This window comes from Halopelagius fulvigenes, assembly GCF_042662625.1.
Classification (GTDB): Archaea; Halobacteriota; Halobacteria; order Halobacteriales; family Haloferacaceae; genus Halopelagius; species Halopelagius fulvigenes.
Map to the genome: position 1 here is coordinate 14,253 of NZ_JBHSXH010000011.1, position 18,677 is coordinate 32,929.

At 58.6% G+C, this 18,677-nt stretch carries 12 protein-coding genes and 3 pseudogenes; 10 read left to right on the plus strand and 5 right to left on the minus strand.

Translation table 11 applies throughout. The features are described 5' to 3' along the window. Nucleotides 1-110: 110 nt before the first annotated feature. Nucleotides 111-491, minus strand: a complete 381-nt coding sequence (locus ACFQEV_RS08030; RefSeq protein WP_379694621.1) for a Rid family detoxifying hydrolase — start codon at nt 489-491, stop codon at nt 111-113. 100 nt (nt 492-591) lie between these two features. Next, nucleotides 592-1,159, minus strand: a pseudogene (locus tag ACFQEV_RS08035) (anthranilate synthase component II). A gap of 235 nt (nt 1,160-1,394) precedes the next feature. On the opposite strand from ACFQEV_RS08035, the gene ACFQEV_RS08040 reads away from it, so the two are divergent. Continuing rightward, nucleotides 1,395-2,288, plus strand: coding sequence for a bifunctional methylenetetrahydrofolate dehydrogenase/methenyltetrahydrofolate cyclohydrolase (locus ACFQEV_RS08040; protein ID WP_379695225.1), 894 nt, complete (start codon nt 1,395-1,397; stop codon nt 2,286-2,288). 1,175 nt (nt 2,289-3,463) lie between these two features. Then, nucleotides 3,464-4,129: a helix-turn-helix domain-containing protein gene (locus tag ACFQEV_RS08045; protein WP_379694624.1), complete on the plus strand. Its 666-nt coding sequence runs from the start codon at nt 3,464-3,466 to the stop codon at nt 4,127-4,129. Between the two features lie 96 nt (nt 4,130-4,225). On the opposite strand, the gene ACFQEV_RS08050 is transcribed toward ACFQEV_RS08045, so the two are convergent. Further along, nucleotides 4,226-4,486 carry a hypothetical protein gene (locus ACFQEV_RS08050; protein WP_379694628.1) on the minus strand — a complete coding sequence of 87 codons (261 nt, stop codon included), beginning with the start codon at nt 4,484-4,486 and terminating at the stop codon, nt 4,226-4,228. A gap of 750 nt (nt 4,487-5,236) precedes the next feature. Between ACFQEV_RS08050 and ACFQEV_RS08055 the strand changes: the two genes are divergently transcribed. The 4 genes from ACFQEV_RS08055 (at nt 5,237) to epsC (ending at nt 11,809) form a co-directional block, all read left to right on the plus strand. Further along, complete coding sequence (locus ACFQEV_RS08055; protein ID WP_379694631.1) at nt 5,237-7,810, plus strand: GcvT family protein; 2,574 nt, start codon at nt 5,237-5,239, stop codon at nt 7,808-7,810. 376 nt (nt 7,811-8,186) lie between these two features. After that, a complete protein-coding gene (locus ACFQEV_RS08060; protein WP_379694633.1) occupies nt 8,187-8,492 on the plus strand; it encodes a molybdopterin dinucleotide binding domain-containing protein in 306 nt (101 codons plus the stop codon). Between the two features lie 374 nt (nt 8,493-8,866). Beyond that, nucleotides 8,867-10,117 carry a serine hydroxymethyltransferase gene (locus ACFQEV_RS08065; RefSeq protein ID WP_379694635.1) on the plus strand — a complete coding sequence of 417 codons (1,251 nt, stop codon included), beginning with the start codon at nt 8,867-8,869 and terminating at the stop codon, nt 10,115-10,117. An 819-nt stretch (nt 10,118-10,936) separates the two neighbouring features. Further along, on the plus strand, nt 10,937-11,809 hold the full coding sequence (epsC, locus tag ACFQEV_RS08070) for a serine O-acetyltransferase EpsC (protein ID WP_379694638.1): 873 nt from the start codon (nt 10,937-10,939) through the stop codon (nt 11,807-11,809). Nucleotides 11,810-12,018: 209 nt separating this feature from the next. Here the strand turns inward: epsC and ACFQEV_RS08075 are convergent, their stop codons facing one another. Beyond that, entirely contained in the window at nt 12,019-12,639 is a 621-nt protein-coding gene (locus tag ACFQEV_RS08075) for a phosphogluconate dehydrogenase C-terminal domain-containing protein (RefSeq protein WP_379694640.1), read from the minus strand. A 625-nt stretch (nt 12,640-13,264) separates the two neighbouring features. On the opposite strand from ACFQEV_RS08075, the pseudogene ACFQEV_RS08080 reads away from it, so the two are divergent. Further along, nucleotides 13,265-14,515, plus strand: a pseudogene (locus ACFQEV_RS08080) (primase-associated protein); the annotation flags it as partial. 10 nt (nt 14,516-14,525) lie between these two features. Here the strand turns inward: ACFQEV_RS08080 and ACFQEV_RS08085 are convergent. Then, nucleotides 14,526-14,702, minus strand: coding sequence for a hypothetical protein (locus ACFQEV_RS08085; protein WP_379694641.1), 177 nt, complete (start codon nt 14,700-14,702; stop codon nt 14,526-14,528). A gap of 87 nt (nt 14,703-14,789) precedes the next feature. Here ACFQEV_RS08085 and ACFQEV_RS08090 point away from each other — a divergent pair. The 3 genes and pseudogenes from ACFQEV_RS08090 to ACFQEV_RS08100 all read left to right on the plus strand — a co-directional run. Then, a pseudogene (locus ACFQEV_RS08090) lies at nt 14,790-15,020 on the plus strand (DUF2270 domain-containing protein); the annotation flags it as partial. 480 nt (nt 15,021-15,500) lie between these two features. Beyond that, nucleotides 15,501-16,874 carry a four-carbon acid sugar kinase family protein gene (locus tag ACFQEV_RS08095; protein WP_379694643.1) on the plus strand — a complete coding sequence of 458 codons (1,374 nt, stop codon included), beginning with the start codon at nt 15,501-15,503 and terminating at the stop codon, nt 16,872-16,874. Nucleotides 16,875-16,969: 95 nt separating this feature from the next. Beyond that, the gene (locus tag ACFQEV_RS08100) at nt 16,970-18,649 is read left to right on the plus strand and encodes a glycoside hydrolase family 13 protein (protein ID WP_379694646.1); all 1,680 of its coding nucleotides are present in this window, start codon (nt 16,970-16,972) and stop codon (nt 18,647-18,649) included. Nucleotides 18,650-18,677 lie beyond the last annotated feature (28 nt).

Consider the following 18,677-nt stretch of genomic DNA (forward strand, 5'->3'; position numbering starts at 1 on the left):
CGCTGATTCTGCGGTCTCATTTGCATGATTCAGGAGTTCGGGCCCAAAAAAGGTACTGTCCGGAAGTCTACGTTACTCGACGGTTGTCGACGTAGATCCGAGCGGACTCCTCACTCTGTGGTCGCGATGGCCTCGATCTCGACCGCTGCGCCCTTCGGCACTGCACCCGCTTCGACGGCACTCCTTGCAGGCGGCTCCTCGTCGAAGTACTCGCTGTAAGCCTCGTTGAACGCCTCGAAGTCGTCGATGTCGTCGAGGAAAACCGTCGTTTTGAGGACGTCGTCAAGCGAGAGTCCCTCGGACTCAAGGATAGCCTTGACGTTGTCGAGACACTGCTCGGTTTGTCGGTCGACAGGTTCGTCGTCGAGTAACTCCCCGTCTATCGTTAGCGGCAGCTGTCCGGCCGTAATGAGGAGGTTTCCGTCCGTTGCCGCCTGACTGTACGCGCCGACAGCTTCCGGTGCATCGCTGGTACTGATAGTTCGCTTCACGGTCACCCGTAGCCGCTCGGTCCCGTTAAAACCGACCGCTGTTTCTCGAATGCGACACATCCTAACAGTTGATAGATAGGTTGTGGAACACAACCGGGCGTCACTCGGCAATGGACGTACAGAAGTTTTCCACGATGCGTTTGCCCGCTTGAGTAAGAATGCTCTCCGGGTGGAATTGGACGCCGTAATGGCGTCGGTTCGCATGGCGGATGCCCATCATGACGCCCCGCTCGTCGTTGGTGTAGGCCGTCCTGACGAGTTCGGCGGGCAGGTCGGCCTCGTCGACCGCTAGTGAGTGATATCGGTCGACCTTGAACGGATCGCTCACGCCATCGTACAGACTCGATCCGTCGTGGCGGGTCTCCGACGTCTTCCCGAACGACCCTCCGGCGCGGGGACGACTGGCGCGCCGTGTGCCGCACACAGCGCCTGGTGGCTCAGACACACGCCGAGCGTGGGATACGCCGTCTCTGCGAAAACGTCGACCGAGATGCCGGCGTCGGCGGGGGTTCCGGGCCGGGAGAGACGATGATACTGTCCGGATCATGGTCTCGAATCCCGGCGATGTCGATAGTGTCGTTGCGGCGGACCGCGACGTCGGCAAGCTCGCCGACGTACTGGACGAGGTTATACGCGAACGAGTTGTAGTTGTCGACGATGAGGATCATCGAGTACCCTCGACCGTGCTAGCGTGAGATCCCACGGCGGGTGACCCCCGGTTGTCCGATCGCCTCGTCTTCAAAAGGTGGAATATGACCCGTATGTGCCTATACTGCGAGGATGAAGAGTAGGAAAGAGACCTTGCCTAACCTGACGTTCACCGGCGCGTTGCCGCGCTATTGGTCGACGGCGACGCGGCGTACTCCTACGATTAGAACGTCGGCAACGGCGGTACAACCTACCATGACCACGATAATCGACGGAAAGGAGATCGCGGAGCGGATCCGAGCTGACGTATCGAACTGTGCGAACCGACTCACAGACGAGGGAGTGACCCCAGGGCTGGCGACGGTGCTGATGAGCGACGACGGGGCCAGTGAGACGTACGTCTCGATGAAACAGCGGGCGTGCGAGGAAACCGGAATCGAGGGGATCCACGAAGAACTCGACTCTGACCGGCCGGCCGAGGCGCTGTTCGATCGAATCGACGACCTGAATGAGGATCCCACGGTTCACGGCATCCTCGTCCAGATGCCGGTTCCGAATCACGTTGATTCGCGCGCCGTGCTGGAACGTATCGACCCAATGAAGGACGTGGACGGGTTCCACCCCGAGAACGTCGGCCGCTTGGTCGCCGGAAACCCCCGATTCAAACCGTGTACGCCTCACGGCGTACAGAAACTGCTGGCGGCGGCCGGCGTCGATACCGAGGGAAAGGACGCGGTCGTCGTCGGCAGATCGGATATCGTCGGAAAACCGATGGCCAACCTGTTGATCCAGAAGGCGGCCGGCGGCAACGCGACGACGACCGTCTGTCACTCCCACACCGACGACCTGACCGAGAAGCTCCGCAGATCGGACATCGTAGTCGCCGCCGCAGGCGTCCCTGAGATGATCACCGGCGATATGATTTCCGAGGGAAGTGTCGTGATCGACGTCGGAGTCAATCGCATCGACGCTGATTCTGAGAAAGGGTACGAACTCGTCGGCGATGTTGACTTTAAGAGCGCGAAGGAGCGAGCGAGCGCCATCACGCCGGTGCCTGGCGGTGTCGGGCCGATGACCATCGCGATGCTGATGTACAACACGGTCAAGGCCGCGAGCCTTCAGTCGGGTGTGGAGGTCAACCTCCCCTGACCGAACGGGGGCTGCCCTACTGATTCGTCTCTGCGCCGCCGTACCGAACGAACGATCTGGCCGGCCGCGCACGACGAATATCTCGATCACGTCGTGATTCGCCGCGCAGCGTCCGTGCGCGTGTACTAGTCGTCGGCGTAGTACGGTGGAACGCCGTCATCCTCACGGACGAATGTGAGCCTAGTGATAGAAGTAGCACTCTCTGCTCTGTTTCGTGATCGACCAGCGAACGACTACCCCCATTCTGAGCAACCACATCAAGTAAGTTTTTTGATGGGTTGTGGTATCTCGGTGACCTCCGATACCCGTGTCAATATCTAGGGACGCGTTTGCCTACTTACTGACAACGTATTAATGACAATAAACCGTTACCAACTGGAGGGGATGACAGCAGTAGCATTGTAATACTAACGTGGGCTCCTATTCCGCTGATCGTGCGTGAGGGTGTCTCCCTCGCAACCTCAGTACGAACCTCTCTACGGAGGTTCGTGCGCTCGGACGTTGACGTCACTAGCGGCAGGAGGGAATATGTAGCCACAGAGGGTATCGAGGTGTTCTCACCGAAAAGAGGGAGTTAACGTCGGTGGAACTCGAGATAGTACGGTCGGACCGTGGCCGTGAGTTTAGTCCCTGACGCCGAAGCGTTACTTGTTATAGGTATGAGGGATCCGCACGACGCCGTGAGATTCGAATAGTTCGTCGAGGACGCTCCCCAATCTGTCGATGTCCGGAGAAGCTGTGACCGCCGGCAGGTAGAAACATATCTCGGTTCTATCCTGTGAACGTTCGTCGAATTCGGTTAGTTTAGTCATCTCAGTCGTGTCTTGACCCCGTTCGTTCTTATTTCTTAATGCGTATATCTACTGGCGTTTATTTTGACAGGTTGTGTATTGAAATTGATGACAATTGTCCACCTCTATCGATATTGAGTTCTCTGGCAGCGTTCGGCGGTGCTCTCGAGAGCGCGGCAGAGAAGTCGTTCGCTCAGATATTCGTGTTCCTGATTCTAGTTGTCGTGGATGGTAAAGCTTAACAAGAAAGCGCATGTAAACGTGGGTGATCACGTGTGATAGTATTAATGTGTGGCGTACGATTGATCAGGGCCTCTCAACGGTGATGTCTCGTTCACCGACGGTACTGTCGCCGACATCGAGTTTGGAGACTCAGAGTGACCGATGACAGTAACGGCTAAAATCCATATCACGCACGACAAGCTCGCGCTCGTCCCTACGCTTCGTACACTCGACGATATATCGATTAGAGTCATTACGCAGGGGACCACGAGCCCCGGGACGACTCTCTTCCCGTTTCTCATCGACTACGACGATCGCGATGAACTTGAGCGTGCGTTCGAGGACGACCTGACGGTTGAGCGCTACGAACTCGTAAGTTGGGGCGACCGGAGAGGGATCTACTACATCGAACATACACCCGAGACGAAGCTCATCAGTACCGCCGTGACGGACGTGAACGGATTCCTCACCTACACCGAGACGAAAGGGAGGGGGTGGCTCGTCCAACTCCTCTTACCCGACAAAGATGCGCTTAATACCGTCTGGCAGTACGCCAGGGAGAACGACATCTCGCTTAATATTATCGATATCTACGGAAGCGAAAGCATGAGTGAGGAGAGTGACAATTCCTACGGACTTACCCCCGAACAACGGGCTGCGTTATTGACTGCCTATGAGAAGGGATACTTTCAAGAACCGCGAGATATGTCGCTAATTGACGTCGCCGACGAAATGGGACTATCGTCAACGGCGATGAGCGGTAGACTGCGTCGGGGGATGCAGAATCTCATCCGCGCAACCATCGTGGAATCTCAGGACGAAAAGTGACGTCGGCTATCTCCGTCGGCGCCTCGCACAGAGGCGGAGACCCAACGTCCGTCTGTAGAGATACCGGCAACCGTTCATCGCGTTCCGACGTTCCCGCTATTCTGTCCGGTCCCGGTACACCGGCCGTAGCGACGTGCCATCTCTGTCGTAGCCGAGCCACTTGCTGAGCAGTGTGGCGACTATCACCAAATACGTCGGAAACAAGGCGAGTAGCACATATCCGATCACGGCGGGGGTGAGATGTCCCGACCGATACAGGAGTCCGACACTCGTGAGGCCGAGGACGGCGCCGGCTATCATGCCGTACTGGAAGGCGGAGGAGGCGGCGGGGCCGGGCGATATCCGATTTTCGGTCATGGGCCACCTAGCGCCCGGAATCAGTTAAGAAGCGCGCGAGAATGTGTGTCTCGTTACTCTGTACCGATGCTCGAAATAGTCGTGGAACCACAACTGGGCGATCCCCGGTCGTTGTCACCCAGTCGGTGCTGACCGTCTTAATGTCGCCATCCTCTGAGACCTCTCTCCCCCGAGATGCGGGTCGTTCCGACGATTGTGACGTTCCGCTTACGAGGGAGTAACGACCTTCCTCGTAAGTCGTCTAAGACCACCGGTGGTCTACCCGATGCTGAGAGTCTTGACCGGCCCATAAGTTGGTATCTCCGGAAAGGTCGCGACATGCACCTCATACCTGCCAAGGCGGACTAAGGGCCCTGTACTGTACCGCATGACGAAACCAACGACCCACTAGTGACCACCATTGCCAACGGCGAGGGAGTCCTGTTGCCCTCATTTCTGCCACCAGACCGACTCCTCGCCGTCCCCAGCAGATTCGACCTGCCCATCAGAACACACTTGGGGGTGATCGAAGAATACCTCCTAAAATAATACAGTTACTCTGATAGAGAGAGTCAAGTTCGGCAACGGATCTGGAAGGCGACTCCGTTGACACCGTCTGGGGATCATGGCCGACACCGCCGACGCCTCTTCGGCCTCCGCCGAACCACTAAGTGACAAAACTCTACATGACACTAGAGTTACCGATTGCAAATGAAGTTTATAAAGGCGTTAGCTATATTTACACGCCACAGGCACCCATAACGCAGATTGATGAATCCAACCGACAACTTACCAACCGAGGCAGGCACCGTCATCGTCGGTGCCGGTATCGTCGGCTGTAATCTCGCGTATCAGCTGACCCAACTTGGCCGTGACGACGTAGTGGTCGTAGACCAGGGGCCAATGCCGACAACCGGGGGGTCCTCAACGCACGCGCCCGGTATCATGTTCCAAACCGCCGAGGAGAAGATCCTCACCAAATTCGCGGACTACAGCCGGCGGCTGTACTCCGACCTTGAGGGTGCTGACGGCCGACAGGCGTACAACGAAGTCGGTGGCATCGAGGTCGCCCGCTCAGAAGAACGAATGGACTTCCTCGAACGCCGCGTCGAGAACGGCCTCGCGTGGGGAATCGAGGACCCGCAGATCCTCTCGCCGGAGGAGGTAAGCGAGCGTCTCCCGCTCGTGGACGAGGACGAGATTCTGGGCGGCTACTATTCGCCGACCGACGGGCAAGTCTCAGGCGTCGTTGCGTGCGACGCACTGGCCCGGGAGGCGATGGAACGAGGTGCCCAGTTCGTTCCGCACACTCGAATCGAGGACGTCGAGTTCGAGGACGGCGCGGTGCAGGCGGTTGCTACCGAGAAGGGCACCATAGACTGTGACGAGGTCGTGGTTGCGACCAACATCTGGGCTCGACAGTTGGGCGAGGAGCTTGACGTCCACCTCCCAGTGACGCCGGTCGAGCATCAGTACACGGTAACTGAACCACTCGGCGAACTCGCCGACAGTGCGGTCGACATCACCGACCACCCGTTGTTCGAGAACTACCGCAACGTCTCCGGCGAAAAGGCGAAGCGTCTCCTCGTCGGTCCCGATCGTCCCATCCTCCGAGATCAGGACAACGCTATGTACTATCGGACTCACGGGGACGCGTATGGTATCGGTTCGTACAACCACGAACCGATTGTTCCGGATCCCGAGGGGTTGGGTGGCAATGACTCGGATGGCGAGCAGGGGTCGGTCCACGAGTTCACCGAGTACCACATGGAGAACGCGACCCATCCAGACCGGCCGGACAAGGCCCCTCGGCGGGCCAGCGACGAACTCCTCCCTGTTACGGCCGGAAAGGAGCTCGAACACAAGTACAACGGGATGTTCTCGGAGACGCCCAACGGCCTGCCCGTGATGGGGCCGGTCGAGGGGTACGACGGACTCTGGACGGCCGCAGGCATCTGGGTTACTCACGCCGGCGGTGCCGGGAAGGCGCTCGCCGAGTGGATGGAACGCGGCGTTCCCCGCCTTGACGATAGGCCGATTGACCTCGCCCACGCGGACGTCAATCGGTTCGACGCCCACGAAGGGAGCTGGGACTTCGCGCGTGATATCGGCGGCGAGGAGTACCGTATCGTCTACAATATCATGCACCCCAAGTGGGTGTGGACGGACAAACAACGGGACATCCGGCGGACCCCTATGTACCACAGCCACAAGGAACTCGACGCGGAGCTGTGGGCCGAGGCGGGGTGGGAAGAACCACAGTGGTTTGAGTCTAACGCCGACCTCCTAGCGAAGTACGGTGACCGGATCCCCGACCGCGAAGGGTGGGAGGCGAAGTACTGGTCACCCATCGAGGGCGCGGAGGCACTGAACGTCCGCGAAAATGTTGGCCTCCACGACATGACCTCGTTCAACAAGATGGAGGTCGTCGGGAGCGATGCTGGCGAGTTCGTCCAGCAGCTCTGTACAAACGACATGGACCTCAACGTCGGCGATGTGCGCTACACCCTCATGTGTAACGAGGGAGGCGGCGTGCGTGCGGACATCACTGTGACTCGTATCAGTGAAGACCGATATCTACTATTGACAACCGGTCGCGAGGTCGGCAACAACCATGTCGCGTGGGTCCGCGAACGGGCTCCAGAGGGTATCATCGTCAACGACGTTACCTCCAGTCTAGCCGCGATGGTCTGTACCGGACCGAACGCCCGGAAGGTACTCTCGAAGATTGCCGATGTCGATCTCTCAGACGAGGCGTTCCCGTTCTTCACGAGCCAACAGTTCTACGTGAAGAACGTGCCCGTGACCGCGCTTCGCGTCTCTTACGCCGGAGAACTCGGGTGGGAACTCTACACGCCGTCGGAGTACGGCGAACGGCTCTGGGAACACGTGCTTGAGGCGGGCGAGGAGTTCGACATTCGGCCGTACGGCAACGGTGCTCTCGACATTCTGCGTATCGAGAAGGGGTTCCGGCTATGGGGTGAGGACCTCCACACCGAGCACAATCCTTACGAAGCGGGTCTCGGCTGGGCCGTTGACCTTGATACCGACTTCATCGGCAAGGAGGCCGTCGAAGCAGCGGCTAAGGGTGACAATATCGATCACAAGGTTGCTTGTCTGACGCTTGACGACGAGGAGGCGGTCGTACTAGCCGACCGGCCGGTGATGGACGGCGACGAACCTATCGGATACGTTCACAGCGCCGAGTACGGCTACACCGTCGGCGCCTGTGTCGTTTACACGTATCTTCCCCCGGAGTACGCGGAGCCCGGGACGGACGTCGAAATCCTGTACGAGGGTGAGCGCTACGACGCCACCGTTCGCGAGGAACCACTGCTCGACTGACGCAGAGGCAAAGCGTTCCTCGGCCCCCCATTTCTCGTCTCTTCTCCGTCTCAAGAACACCGACGCTCAGAGGCGTGCGATCAGCGACTTATGGCGATCGTCCCCACAAGACAGCTAAGCGGGTCTCAGATCACAGTGACGGTCTGAAACAGCCATCGGTCGATCGAACTTCAGTTCAGTGTTCTGCCCGAAAAAGGATCCGTCTATTCATCAAGACCGTCGTCAGTGATCGTTTCCGTCTTTCTGGGATCTCCAATCGCGGAACCCGAATAGCTGCCAGTTCGCTCAACGCCGAGGCATTCTCGTGAGGGTCGACGGTGCACAGTGGTTCAACGCCTCCGAACGTGCGCGATCTACCGACCGGGGTGAGGGACTGATGACCCACGTCGGCGAGAGCTTCAGCGAGGTCCATCCGTCGACGGCCGAGCACTATGGTGTTGACGACGGCGACTACGTCCGTGTCCACTCCTGCCGCGGTGATATCGTCGTTAAGGCGCAGGTGACAGAGCGTATCAGCGAGGGAGTACTATTCTCCCAATGCACTTCGCAGCCGGCGCAGTCAATAAACTCACTCAGGAAACGTTCGGCCCCCACGCCGGTGTTCCCGAATGCAATGTATCGACTTCTTCTGTGTCGTTTGGACCTCGCGGGCGTATCGCCGTGTTGCACGTTTAGTCGTTAGGGCACACCGTAGTCGATCTGCTCTCGAAGTTCGTTCCACGATTCGTGGAATCCGTACGTCGATTTCGATTCTCTGCCGGTGGTGTTCTGATAGACGTCGTCGTACTGTAACAGTCGCGTCCAACCATCGTGATAACGATAACTGCAGTATTGGCACATACACGGCCGTACTGCACCAGATGGAATAGAAGTATTGGTGAGACGTCTTGGGTTGTGTAGTCTGCGAACCTTCTGAGTTTCGTCATCTGGAGTGTCGCCTCACGTGCTAGTCGCCGATATCCGCCTTTTGACCCATATTCTATCAAATACCAAACCGTTCGAGGTTGAATGCTTACTCCGCGTAAGATACTTACCCATCATAATAGATGCATAGGTATGGCGTTCAAGCAGTCGCTCGACGAGATAGATCCTGACACCGCCGAGGCCATCGACCTCGAGCGGGAACGACAGGAATCGACGCTGGGGATGATCGCCTCCGAAAATCACGTCTCAAACGCCGTACTCGAGGCGCAGGGGAGCGTACTCACCAACAAGTACGCCGAGGGTTACCCCGGAAACAGATACTACGGTGGGTGTCAGCACGTCGACACCGTCGAGGAACTCGCTATCGAGCGAGCGACGGAACTCTTTGGGGCCGATCACGTCAACGTGCAGCCACACAGCGGCACGCAGGCCAACATGGGCGTCTACTTCTCGGTGCTCAACCCGGGCGACAAGATCCTCTCGCTGTCGCTCTCCCACGGCGGGCATCTCTCTCACGGTCACAACGTCAACTTCTCCGGGCAGTTGTACGATGTCGAACAGTACGAGGTCGACCCGGAGACGGGATACATAGATTACGACGAACTGGAGAACCACGCGCGCGAGTTCGAGCCGGACCTCATCGTCAGCGGCTCCTCTGCCTACCCGCGCGAGTTCGAGTACGAACGGATCGGCGATATCGCGGACTCGATCGACGCGCATCACCTGGCGGATATCGCTCACGTAACCGGACTCATCGCTGCCGGCGTTCACCGGTCGCCCGTTGAGCACGCAGAGTTCGTCACTGGAAGCACTCACAAGACGATCCGAGCCGGCCGCGGCGGTATTATCATGTGCGAAGAGGAGTTTGCGGACGATATCGACTCCGCAGTGTTCCCCGGCGCTCAAGGGGGACCGTTGATGCACAACGTGGCCGGTAAAGCCGCAGGGTTCGCGGAAGCCAACACTGACGAGTTCGCGGACTACGCCGAACAGATGGTGGCAAACGCGAAGACGCTCGCCGACGTGTTCAACGACCGAGGGCTCTCGCTCGTGAGCGGTGGAACGGATAAGCATCTCGTGCTCGTGGACCTCCGTAAGTCATATCCTGACATTACTGGGAAGGAGGCCGAGGAACTGCTATCCGACGTCGGCATCATCGTCAACAAGAACACTGTACCCGGTGAGACACGGTCACCGATGGTGACTAGCGGAATCCGCGTCGGATCGCCGGCGCTCACGACCCGCGGGTTCGAGAAAGGCGAGATTGAGATCGTTGCCGACCAGATGGTAGATGTGCTTGATAATCCTGAAGACGAGGATGTTCACAGTCGAGTGGCTTCGACGGTCGAACGTCTCTGCGAAGAGTTCCCGATCTACGGATAACGGACTGGGACGTCGAGTCATTCTCCGATTCAGGTGGCTTGACGCTTACCTTGTGTAGCACCTCTTCAAAGCGGAAATCGTTGCCTTTCCTCCCTCTTTTGAGGGTGTCATAGAAGGAATGAAGAGATTTGAATCCGGTTCGGGCAAAGCCGGAAGCAAGCAACTGTGATCGGTTCTTGAGGGAGGTAAGCTCTCGCAACGCGGTAGCTCAGACGTGCGAGATATCGACGAACGCAAAAGTACACCCTAAATCACGAAGAGGGACATCTAGAGCCGATAGTTTATACCTTGAGTCGGGGGTGTCTCAGTCGGCTATATTAGAACGGAGAGCCTACTGGGAAAGCATCTGCTTCAGCTCGTCACGTCGCGAGCGGAGCGTTACAGGCGACGTCCCAGCAGCTTCAGCAATCACTGCTTGAGTGAACGAACAGCTTCGTTCTTGCGTGGAGAGATAGAGACAGGCCGGCTCTTCTCTGAGTCTCATCATCGTCAAAAACAGTCCACCACTCAGGCTCACCCAGTCTGAGGCGTCCAATCCGCGCGTCCTGCACCAGGCTTCAGATCAGCGAGATCGCCCTTGTGCATTTCCTGGATTATGTACTTGCACTCCCCGGTGACGAGCGTAACTTTCACTCCTGTTATTGTTATGACCGTCGTGCTGAATAGAGAGGATATGCTCAGCGCAGCGTTACCGAGAGATCAAGGGGCATCGACACAACACGCAATCACGGAACAGGTAGTATATCAAAGGAATTGAAGGCGTTGTATGGATGCAAAGTAGAAGAACTAATTTTACCCACAGCATCAACACCAACACGAATGGGATACGAGTACACCGGCAATGCCCACAGAGAACTCGTCGAGGCCTATCGAGCAGATGAATCGCCCTTTCCGACGGACACCTCAAGGGACTATCCTCGCCGCGATTTTCTGCGTGACGAACCACCCCTCCTCAAACAGCTCCTGTTCCCGCGGTGCTGGAACGCGACTGAGCTGCTGGACGATCCCGACGAAACTCGTGCCCGCCTAACCGAGCTTGGTATCTGCATGCACAAGGCCATCACAGCCTATTCGGGTCACGACGCGGACGATTTGACCGCAACCGTCGACAGGACGCTCGACCGGTTGCCCGCGATTCGACGTACCCTCAAGAAGGATGTCGAGGCCGCGTACAAGGGTGATCCCGCGGCAAAGAGCTACTGTGAGATCATTCGGTCGTATCCCGGTTTTCACGCCATCTTGACTCACCGGGTGGCGCACATTCTCTACGAGGAGGACTGTTTTGAGTACGCTCGCGAACTCGCTGAGTACTCGAAGGTTGAGACGGGAATCGACATCCATCCAGGTGCGGAGGTCGGCGAGTATTTCTTCGTCGATCACGGGACCGGGGTCGTCATCGGCGAGACGGCGACAGTCGGTGACTGGGTCCGAATCTACCAGAACGTCACTCTCGGGGCCCTCCATTTCGAGGAGGAGGAGGGCGAGGACCACATGCTGGCGAAGGACTACAAGCGCCATCCCGACATCGGCGACCACGTCGTCATCGGCGCCGGAAGCAACGTACTTGGGCCGGTGGAGATTGGCGACCATGTGAGCATCGGTGCAAACTCCTGGGTGACTGACGATGTCCCAGACAACACGAGTGTGTTCATCACCGATCACCCTGATCAGGAGCGGAAATCGAACAGGTAGCTGACTGTAGAAACTCGGACAGTACCCAGAACCTCGCGGTCACAAAGCACTGTCTGGGTAGCAGTACTTCCAGTGTGACTGTTTGTGCCGTAACTCACTCATGAGCCGATAGCAATCTATTCCTACGATTAGCGAGAAAGAAATCCAATAAATCCTTGAGAATTTGTCAAATCCAGCTAATTCCTTATTGAGCTATATCTGCCGTCATCTCACGTAGCGTCGCTTCGGAGAACACTCGCTCCTTCCAAGACGATGATTTCGTCCTTTGTCTCTTCGATAGCCTTCCGCGCACCGTCGGAAAAGGGGGAAGTCGGCGAATCCGAATACGATACCCAGTTTGACTCTGAGGTGACCGAACAAGAAGTCCCTCGCCGCTTGGTCGGAACACCCATTTCGACGGCATGCTCGTACGCCTCTCGAATAGTGTACAGACACACGCCGAGGACCATCTCGACGAGAGCGGGCCCCAGTATGGCCATCCGTTCCGTCGTCAACTCGTGCGCACGACGGACGGGTCCGTAGATATCTCGTGCGATGACTTCCCCTCTTTCGTAATCCTCCTCTGGTCCCTGATGGAGGGTGCACACGATGTCCTGCTCATTTCGTTCCTGTCCTCCGAACCAATCCGGATTCTTATCGTTCAGGTCGGATTTCGTCTCGATGATCGACGGGTGAGACGGATGGGTGATGAAATAGGAGATATCGTCACGTTCGCTGAGGGAGCCAGCGTACGCAGCTGCCGGGTCCAGCAAAACGACCATACTGCCGCTGTCGAGGTTCGGGACAACGTCCTCGGAGACCGGTCCGATGAGGTCGTCCGGAACCGCCATGATGACGATTTCCGGTATCGGTCACCAGCCCACGCCAAGGGAACGATTCCGACCGTTCGAGCGACTTTGAGGGCCGTCACGAACAGCCCGATAGTCACCCCTGTCACGCCCAAGGTATCGATGAACGTTGGCAGCAACGTAAGTACGGTCATGAACCCCAAGGCTGCCAGCGAACCGAGAGAGATACAGAGAGCCGAACTGCAGTTCTTCGGTGTCGAGCATCTGGTGGATACAGTGCAGCGTATCTCGGCTACGCGTCATTAACGCTGTGCCCACCGGCAGTACACTCTCATAGTGGAATGAATCATTCCATAGACAGATGTCGCGTTGTGAAGTGGTGTATGCGTACAATTTTTATTGTATCTACGAAAACCATGGATTATGTAGACCGGAGGACAGGTACTCGGAATTTCCTCCGAGTACCTCATAAGTAGCAGCACTCACCCCTAAAATAACATGTATATGGGAATATAGGAAGTCATTTTTGAATGCCACCGGCTATATTACAATATTAGGATAGAACGCGGAAATGTTCCCTTTTCTCTCCCTTACGCAACCGATCCTGATGAAAATAGGAAATGGATATTCATCAAACATGGCGGATATAATTTATTGTATATGTGTAGTTGTTCCGATCTGCATCAAGGCACACCCGAAGTTCGAGCACGCCCCACCGCGGAAGGTGCAGATCCTCTACGATATTCGCGAGCTCTACGTCAACAATCTCGCCTCTCTCCTTCGAGAATTCGGTGACGCGAACCTCCAACAAGATATTGCAGAGGTACTGTACGCAAAAGACCCCGGAGAAGACGGTCCGCACCCTGGCCGCGTTTGTACAGGGATCAAGGAGATGCCGGTGTTGGGCGAGGGGTTATATCTCGAAATCCCGGTGGCTGCGGCGTCGAGAGACTGTCTCGTTCATGCCGACACTGAGACTGGAGAGGCCGGAGAACTGCTCACTCGCGTCAAGAACAACCGCCTCTACGTGCCAGTCGGAGATTTCGATGCGAAGTATCGCGAGTACGCCAGACGCGCGTTCAAGAAGCTCCTACGGGTCCAAGAGGAGAACCTGTCCGAAGACCAGCTGACGTGGCTGACGACGAATGAGTCGGCCATCACAGAGCGTATTGACCGCTTCATCGAGACAGGACACCACGAGCGAATCTGGCGAGACTGGAACCCTGGTGAACGGACCATCCGTGTGCTACGGGATGCAATTCGAGACGCCCCGGATGAGGTTGTCTCGCTGAGAGATTTCCACTCAGCAAAGGAGCTGTTTGAAGCAGTGGATGCGTACGACCCGAAAGCAGACTGGAAGCGAGACGTGTGTAATCGCATCTCGAGTCCCCGGAGTCTCGGGAATCTCCTTGCATCCCAGCGCGACCATCGGAGCCTGGCTATTCGGCAGCACGGAAATACGAACCAGTATCGGATTCAGGAGTCTGCGCGTGGCGTCCAGCCCCTCACTGTCGAGTCACTCGAGGATCTATTTGAACTCCCCTGCATGGCGAACATGGCCGAACGCCTCCACGAAAAGAAACCAGTCCGAAAGGACCTGTACAACTCCGTCCGGATGGTAATGTGGCTGCCACAGTATCAGGACAGCGACCTCGAAACGATTGTCGCAGACCTCAAGGACGTCTTCTCGCGGTGGTCCTGGTACGACGAACAGGTTACCGACTACCAGATTCGCTACGAGTTCTCGAATACGATCGGTGGCGACACCCCGCTTCCGATGAACTGCGACAACGACGATATGCAGCGGTACTGCATCGGACAGGACCAGTGTCCATACTCCATCTGGGGAAGTCTCCCCTTCCCAGATGAGATGTACGACCAACTGGATGAGGTCGGGTCTACTGGAGACGAGTTCTAGCTCTTGGTGTCTATGCTCTCGTTCGTCGGAGGTCGTGCATCCCGAGGTCGTGCCATTGATCGTCCTCAAGATCGGCCGCGAGTTCCTCCCGCGCCTCGCTAATCCAATCGCGGAGCGACTTGGTCGAGACGTCGATGAGGGGCTCGTCGGCGCGGAGGCGAGTAGCCGACTTCACTAAGTAGCGCATGTGTACTGTTCGATGGTCTCCAGCACATGACACTCAGATTACGCCGTCACTATAACTACTTATGGAACGAGGAGATGTCTCTCCTCTATGACCGATTCGAGTAACGACGAGTTCGACCCAACAGCACCAGACCAACGGGAGATCGGCCGCGAAATGGTTGACGACAGTACGGGACTCGGTTCGATGATGGCCCACGCCTATCGCGGAGAAATAGACCGAGTGGGGACGTGGCGACAGCGCCTCGACCAGACGACGACGTGTACTCCGGATACTCCTCGCGCCTCGGCGGCGTCATGTTACAGCGGTCGAGACTCACCCAGAGATCGGACTCGTCGAGAATCCGGCTGAACGCCTCGTACACGTCCGAATGCTGGCGGTTGTCCCAGAGCGCCTGGTGCTGATAGAGGTTGACCATTCCCGCGTACTGACCGTGGGCCGGTTCGTCGAGACCTGAAGGCGGGCCGTACCAGGCTTCTGGTTCGTCCGGTGACCTCCCGAGGAAGTCCCAGATCGCGTCGACGACGGCTTCGCACTGGTCGTCCGGAACAGCCTGCTCGATCTTGACGTACCCGTTTCGGCGGAACGACGATAGCTGGTCGTCTGATAACACCATCACTTGCCTCGATACTGACAGTGATCGAGCAAATACCTTTCCACCGCACGCTCGGCACAACGGTTAAATTCCGACGCAGACATCGTCGACTCGATGATCAACGAAGCGCCGCCTATTGCTCGTCGGAGACGTATCGGCAGTCGACGGCGGTCGGGACGGCCGGCACGTCGATGGAGGCGACACCGATGAGCGATCACGGACTCCTTCTGGCCTTCTACGGCGACGACATCACTGGATCGACGGACGCGATGGACGCGCTGAGCCGGGCCGGCGTCGAGACGGTCCTCTTCCTCGATCCACCCAATCCGTCCACGGTCGAGCGTGAGTTCGCGGACGCGCAGGTCGTCGGCGTCGCGGGGACCAGTCGATCGATGACGCCCGCGGAGATGAACGATGCGCTCCCGCCGGCGTTCGAGCAACTCGCCGAACTGCCGGCGCCGGTCATCCACTACAAGATCTGCTCGACGTTCGACTCGGCCCCGGATATCGGCAGCATCGGACGCGCCATCGACGTCGCGGCCGACGCCTTCGAGACGGAGTCGGTGCCGATCGTCCCGGCCGCCCCCGCGCTCGGCCGCTACGTCGTCTTCGGCAACATGTTCGCAGCCGACGAGGACGGCGTCTACAGGCTGGATCGCCACCCGACGATGAGCGAGCACCCAGTGACGCCGATGGACGAGAGCGACCTGCGCCGCCACCTCGCCGAGCAGACCGACAGGTCGATGGGACTGGTCGACGTGCTGGGACTGGAAGCGGACCCGGAGGCTTCGCTGGCCGACGTACGCGAGGACGACCCCGACATCGTCTTCTTCGACACGCTCGACGAGGAGCATCAGGCGACGGTCGGGCGACTGGTCTGGGAGGAGTACGCGGAAGCGACCGAATCGATGGCCTTCGCGGTCGGCTCCTCGGGCTTCGAGTACGCCGTGACGGACTACTGGTCGAACGCCGGAATCGCCGCCGAAACGCCGACGTTCGAGACGCTTGACCCCGTCGACAGGCTGCTCGTAGTGTCAGGCAGCGCGTCGCCGGTGACGAAGACTCAAATCGAGACTGCGCTGGCGGCGGGGTTCACGGGAGTTAGGATCGATACGGCAGCGCTGGTCGATCCAGCGACCGACGACGAGCGTGAGCGTGTCCGCGACGAGGCCCTGTCCGCTCTGCGTTCGGGCGACAGCGTCGTCGTCTACACTGCGCTCGGCCCAGGGGACAACGCCGTCGCGGAGACGAAGGCTCGCGCCGACGAACTGGCCGACGCCCCCGAGGATGTCGGGCGCTACATCGGGCGACAGCAGGGCCAACTGTTGCGTGAACTGCTGGAAGCGGAACCGCTCGACAGAATCTGTGTGGCCGGCGGCGACACCTGCGGCCACGTCACGCCCCACCTCGACGTGTACGCGCTCCGGTCGCGCTTCCCGCTCGCACCGGGGAGTCCGATCTGCACCGCTCACGCGGCGACCGAGCGGTTCGACGGGCTGAAGATCGCACTCAAGGGTGGCCAACTCGGAGGCTCTGACTTCTTCGTCCGTGCGCGAGACGGTGCCGACGAGTGGAACTGAGACGAGATGCGGTCAGCCAGCGGGCAACGAGGTAGTAGGCCACCGCGAGACCCGCGGTCAGTAACTATATTTCGGTGACCGTCCACCGGAGGGGTATGAGCGACGATCGACCATGGTGGCGAGACGCCGTCATCTACCAGGTGTATCCGCGCAGTTTCAACGACACGGACGGCGACGGAATCGGCGATATCCCGGGAATCGTTGAGAAACTGGACTACTTCCAGGAACTGGGCGTCGACGCGCTCTGGTTGAGCCCGGTCTACGACTCACCCAACGTCGACAACGGCTACGACGTGAGCGACTACCGCGCGATCATGACGGAGTTCGGCACGATAGACGACTGGGAGGACCTGATCGACGGTCTCCACGAACGGGGGATGCGCCTCGTCATGGACATGGTGCTGAACCACACCTCGACGGAGCACGAGTGGTTCCAGCGCGCCCGTCGAGGCGAAGACGACTACCAAGACTACTACTTCTGGCGCGAGAGCGACGGCGAATCCCCGCCGAACAACTGGGAGGCGGTGTGGGGTGGCTCCGCGTGGGAGTACGACGAGACGGCGGCGGCGTCGTACCTCCACCTCTTCCACGAGCGTCAGGCCGACCTGAACTGGGACAATCCGACGGTGCGCGAGGAGATCTTCGATATCGTCGATTGGTGGCTGGAGAAGGGTGTCGACGGGTTCCGACTGGACTCGATCAACCTCATTTCGAAGCCCGAAGGGCTGTCGGACACGGACGAGGGGGAGGACCCGAACGGAATCAGCGTCGTCGCCAACGGTCCCCGAGTTGAGGAGCACCTTCGCGCGCTCTGTGAACGTGTCCACGCCTACGACGACGTAGTGACCATCGGTGAGACGCCCGACCTCACCGTCGATAAGGCTCGCTCATACGTCGGCTCCGAGACCGATAGCCTGAGCATGGTACTGAACTTCGAGCACGTGGAGGTCGATCGCGCCGAAGGAGGGTTGCGCTGGGAGATGCGCGAGTGGGAACTCCCCGAGTTGAAGTCGGTGATCGAGCGCTGGCAGACCGGACTCGCCGACGACGAGTGGCAGGGGCTGTACTTCAACAACCACGACCAGCCTCGGGCCGTCTCGCGATTCGGCGACGACGGCGAGTACCGGCGCGAATCCGCGAAGGTCATCGCGACGCTGCTCTTGACGCTGCGTGGGACGCCCTTCGTCTATCAGGGCGAAGAGATCGGCATGACAAACCCACGGTGCGACGACCTCGATGGGATCCGAGACGTCGCGACCCGGCGGACGCTCGCTCACGCCATCGAGCGTGGCGAGGTATCGAGCTTCGAGGACGTCAAGGAGGACATCAACCGTCGGACTCGGGACAACGCCCGGACCCCGGTCCAGTGGACCGACGGAGAACACGCCGGCTTCACGGACGGCGAACCGTGGCTCGGAGTCAACGACGATTACGAGACGGTCAACGTCGCCGACGCCCAAGCGGACCCCGACTCGGTCTGGCACTACTACCGGGACCTCATCGATATCAGGAATGAGTGTTCGCTACTGGTCAACGGCGAGTTCGAGCTGCTGGCCCCCGACTACGAATCGCTCTTCGCGTTTCTGCGGTCCGACGGCGACGAACGTGCGCTTGTGGCCCTCAACTTCGACGAGGAAGCGACGGCGATCGACGTGCCGGAATCGGTCCTCGAAGGCGAGTTCGAAGCGCTGATCGGCAACTACGCGGACGAGACGGTTCCTGCTGTCGACGAGGCGCTGCGTCCCTACGAAGCTCGGGTCTACGAACAACGCTGAACCGCTAACCGGACTCTGGCTCAGCTAC

Coding starts and splice junctions, on each gene's coding strand:
- ACFQEV_RS08040 (WP_379695225.1), top strand. CDS start 1,395: ATGACCACGATAATCGACGGAAAGGAGATCGCGGAGCGGATCCGAGCT.
- ACFQEV_RS08045 (WP_379694624.1), top strand. CDS start 3,464: ATGACAGTAACGGCTAAAATCCATATCACGCACGACAAGCTCGCGCTC.
- ACFQEV_RS08050 (WP_379694628.1), bottom strand. CDS start 4,486: ATGACCGAAAATCGGATATCGCCCGGCCCCGCCGCCTCCTCCGCCTTC.
- ACFQEV_RS08055 (WP_379694631.1), top strand. CDS start 5,237: ATGAATCCAACCGACAACTTACCAACCGAGGCAGGCACCGTCATCGTC.
- ACFQEV_RS08060 (WP_379694633.1), top strand. CDS start 8,187: ATGACCCACGTCGGCGAGAGCTTCAGCGAGGTCCATCCGTCGACGGCC.
- ACFQEV_RS08065 (WP_379694635.1), top strand. CDS start 8,867: ATGGCGTTCAAGCAGTCGCTCGACGAGATAGATCCTGACACCGCCGAG.
- epsC (WP_379694638.1), top strand. CDS start 10,937: ATGGGATACGAGTACACCGGCAATGCCCACAGAGAACTCGTCGAGGCC.
- ACFQEV_RS08075 (WP_379694640.1), bottom strand. CDS start 12,639: ATGGCGGTTCCGGACGACCTCATCGGACCGGTCTCCGAGGACGTTGTC.
- ACFQEV_RS08085 (WP_379694641.1), bottom strand. CDS start 14,702: ATGCGCTACTTAGTGAAGTCGGCTACTCGCCTCCGCGCCGACGAGCCC.
- ACFQEV_RS08095 (WP_379694643.1), top strand. CDS start 15,501: ATGAGCGATCACGGACTCCTTCTGGCCTTCTACGGCGACGACATCACT.
- ACFQEV_RS08100 (WP_379694646.1), top strand. CDS start 16,970: ATGAGCGACGATCGACCATGGTGGCGAGACGCCGTCATCTACCAGGTG.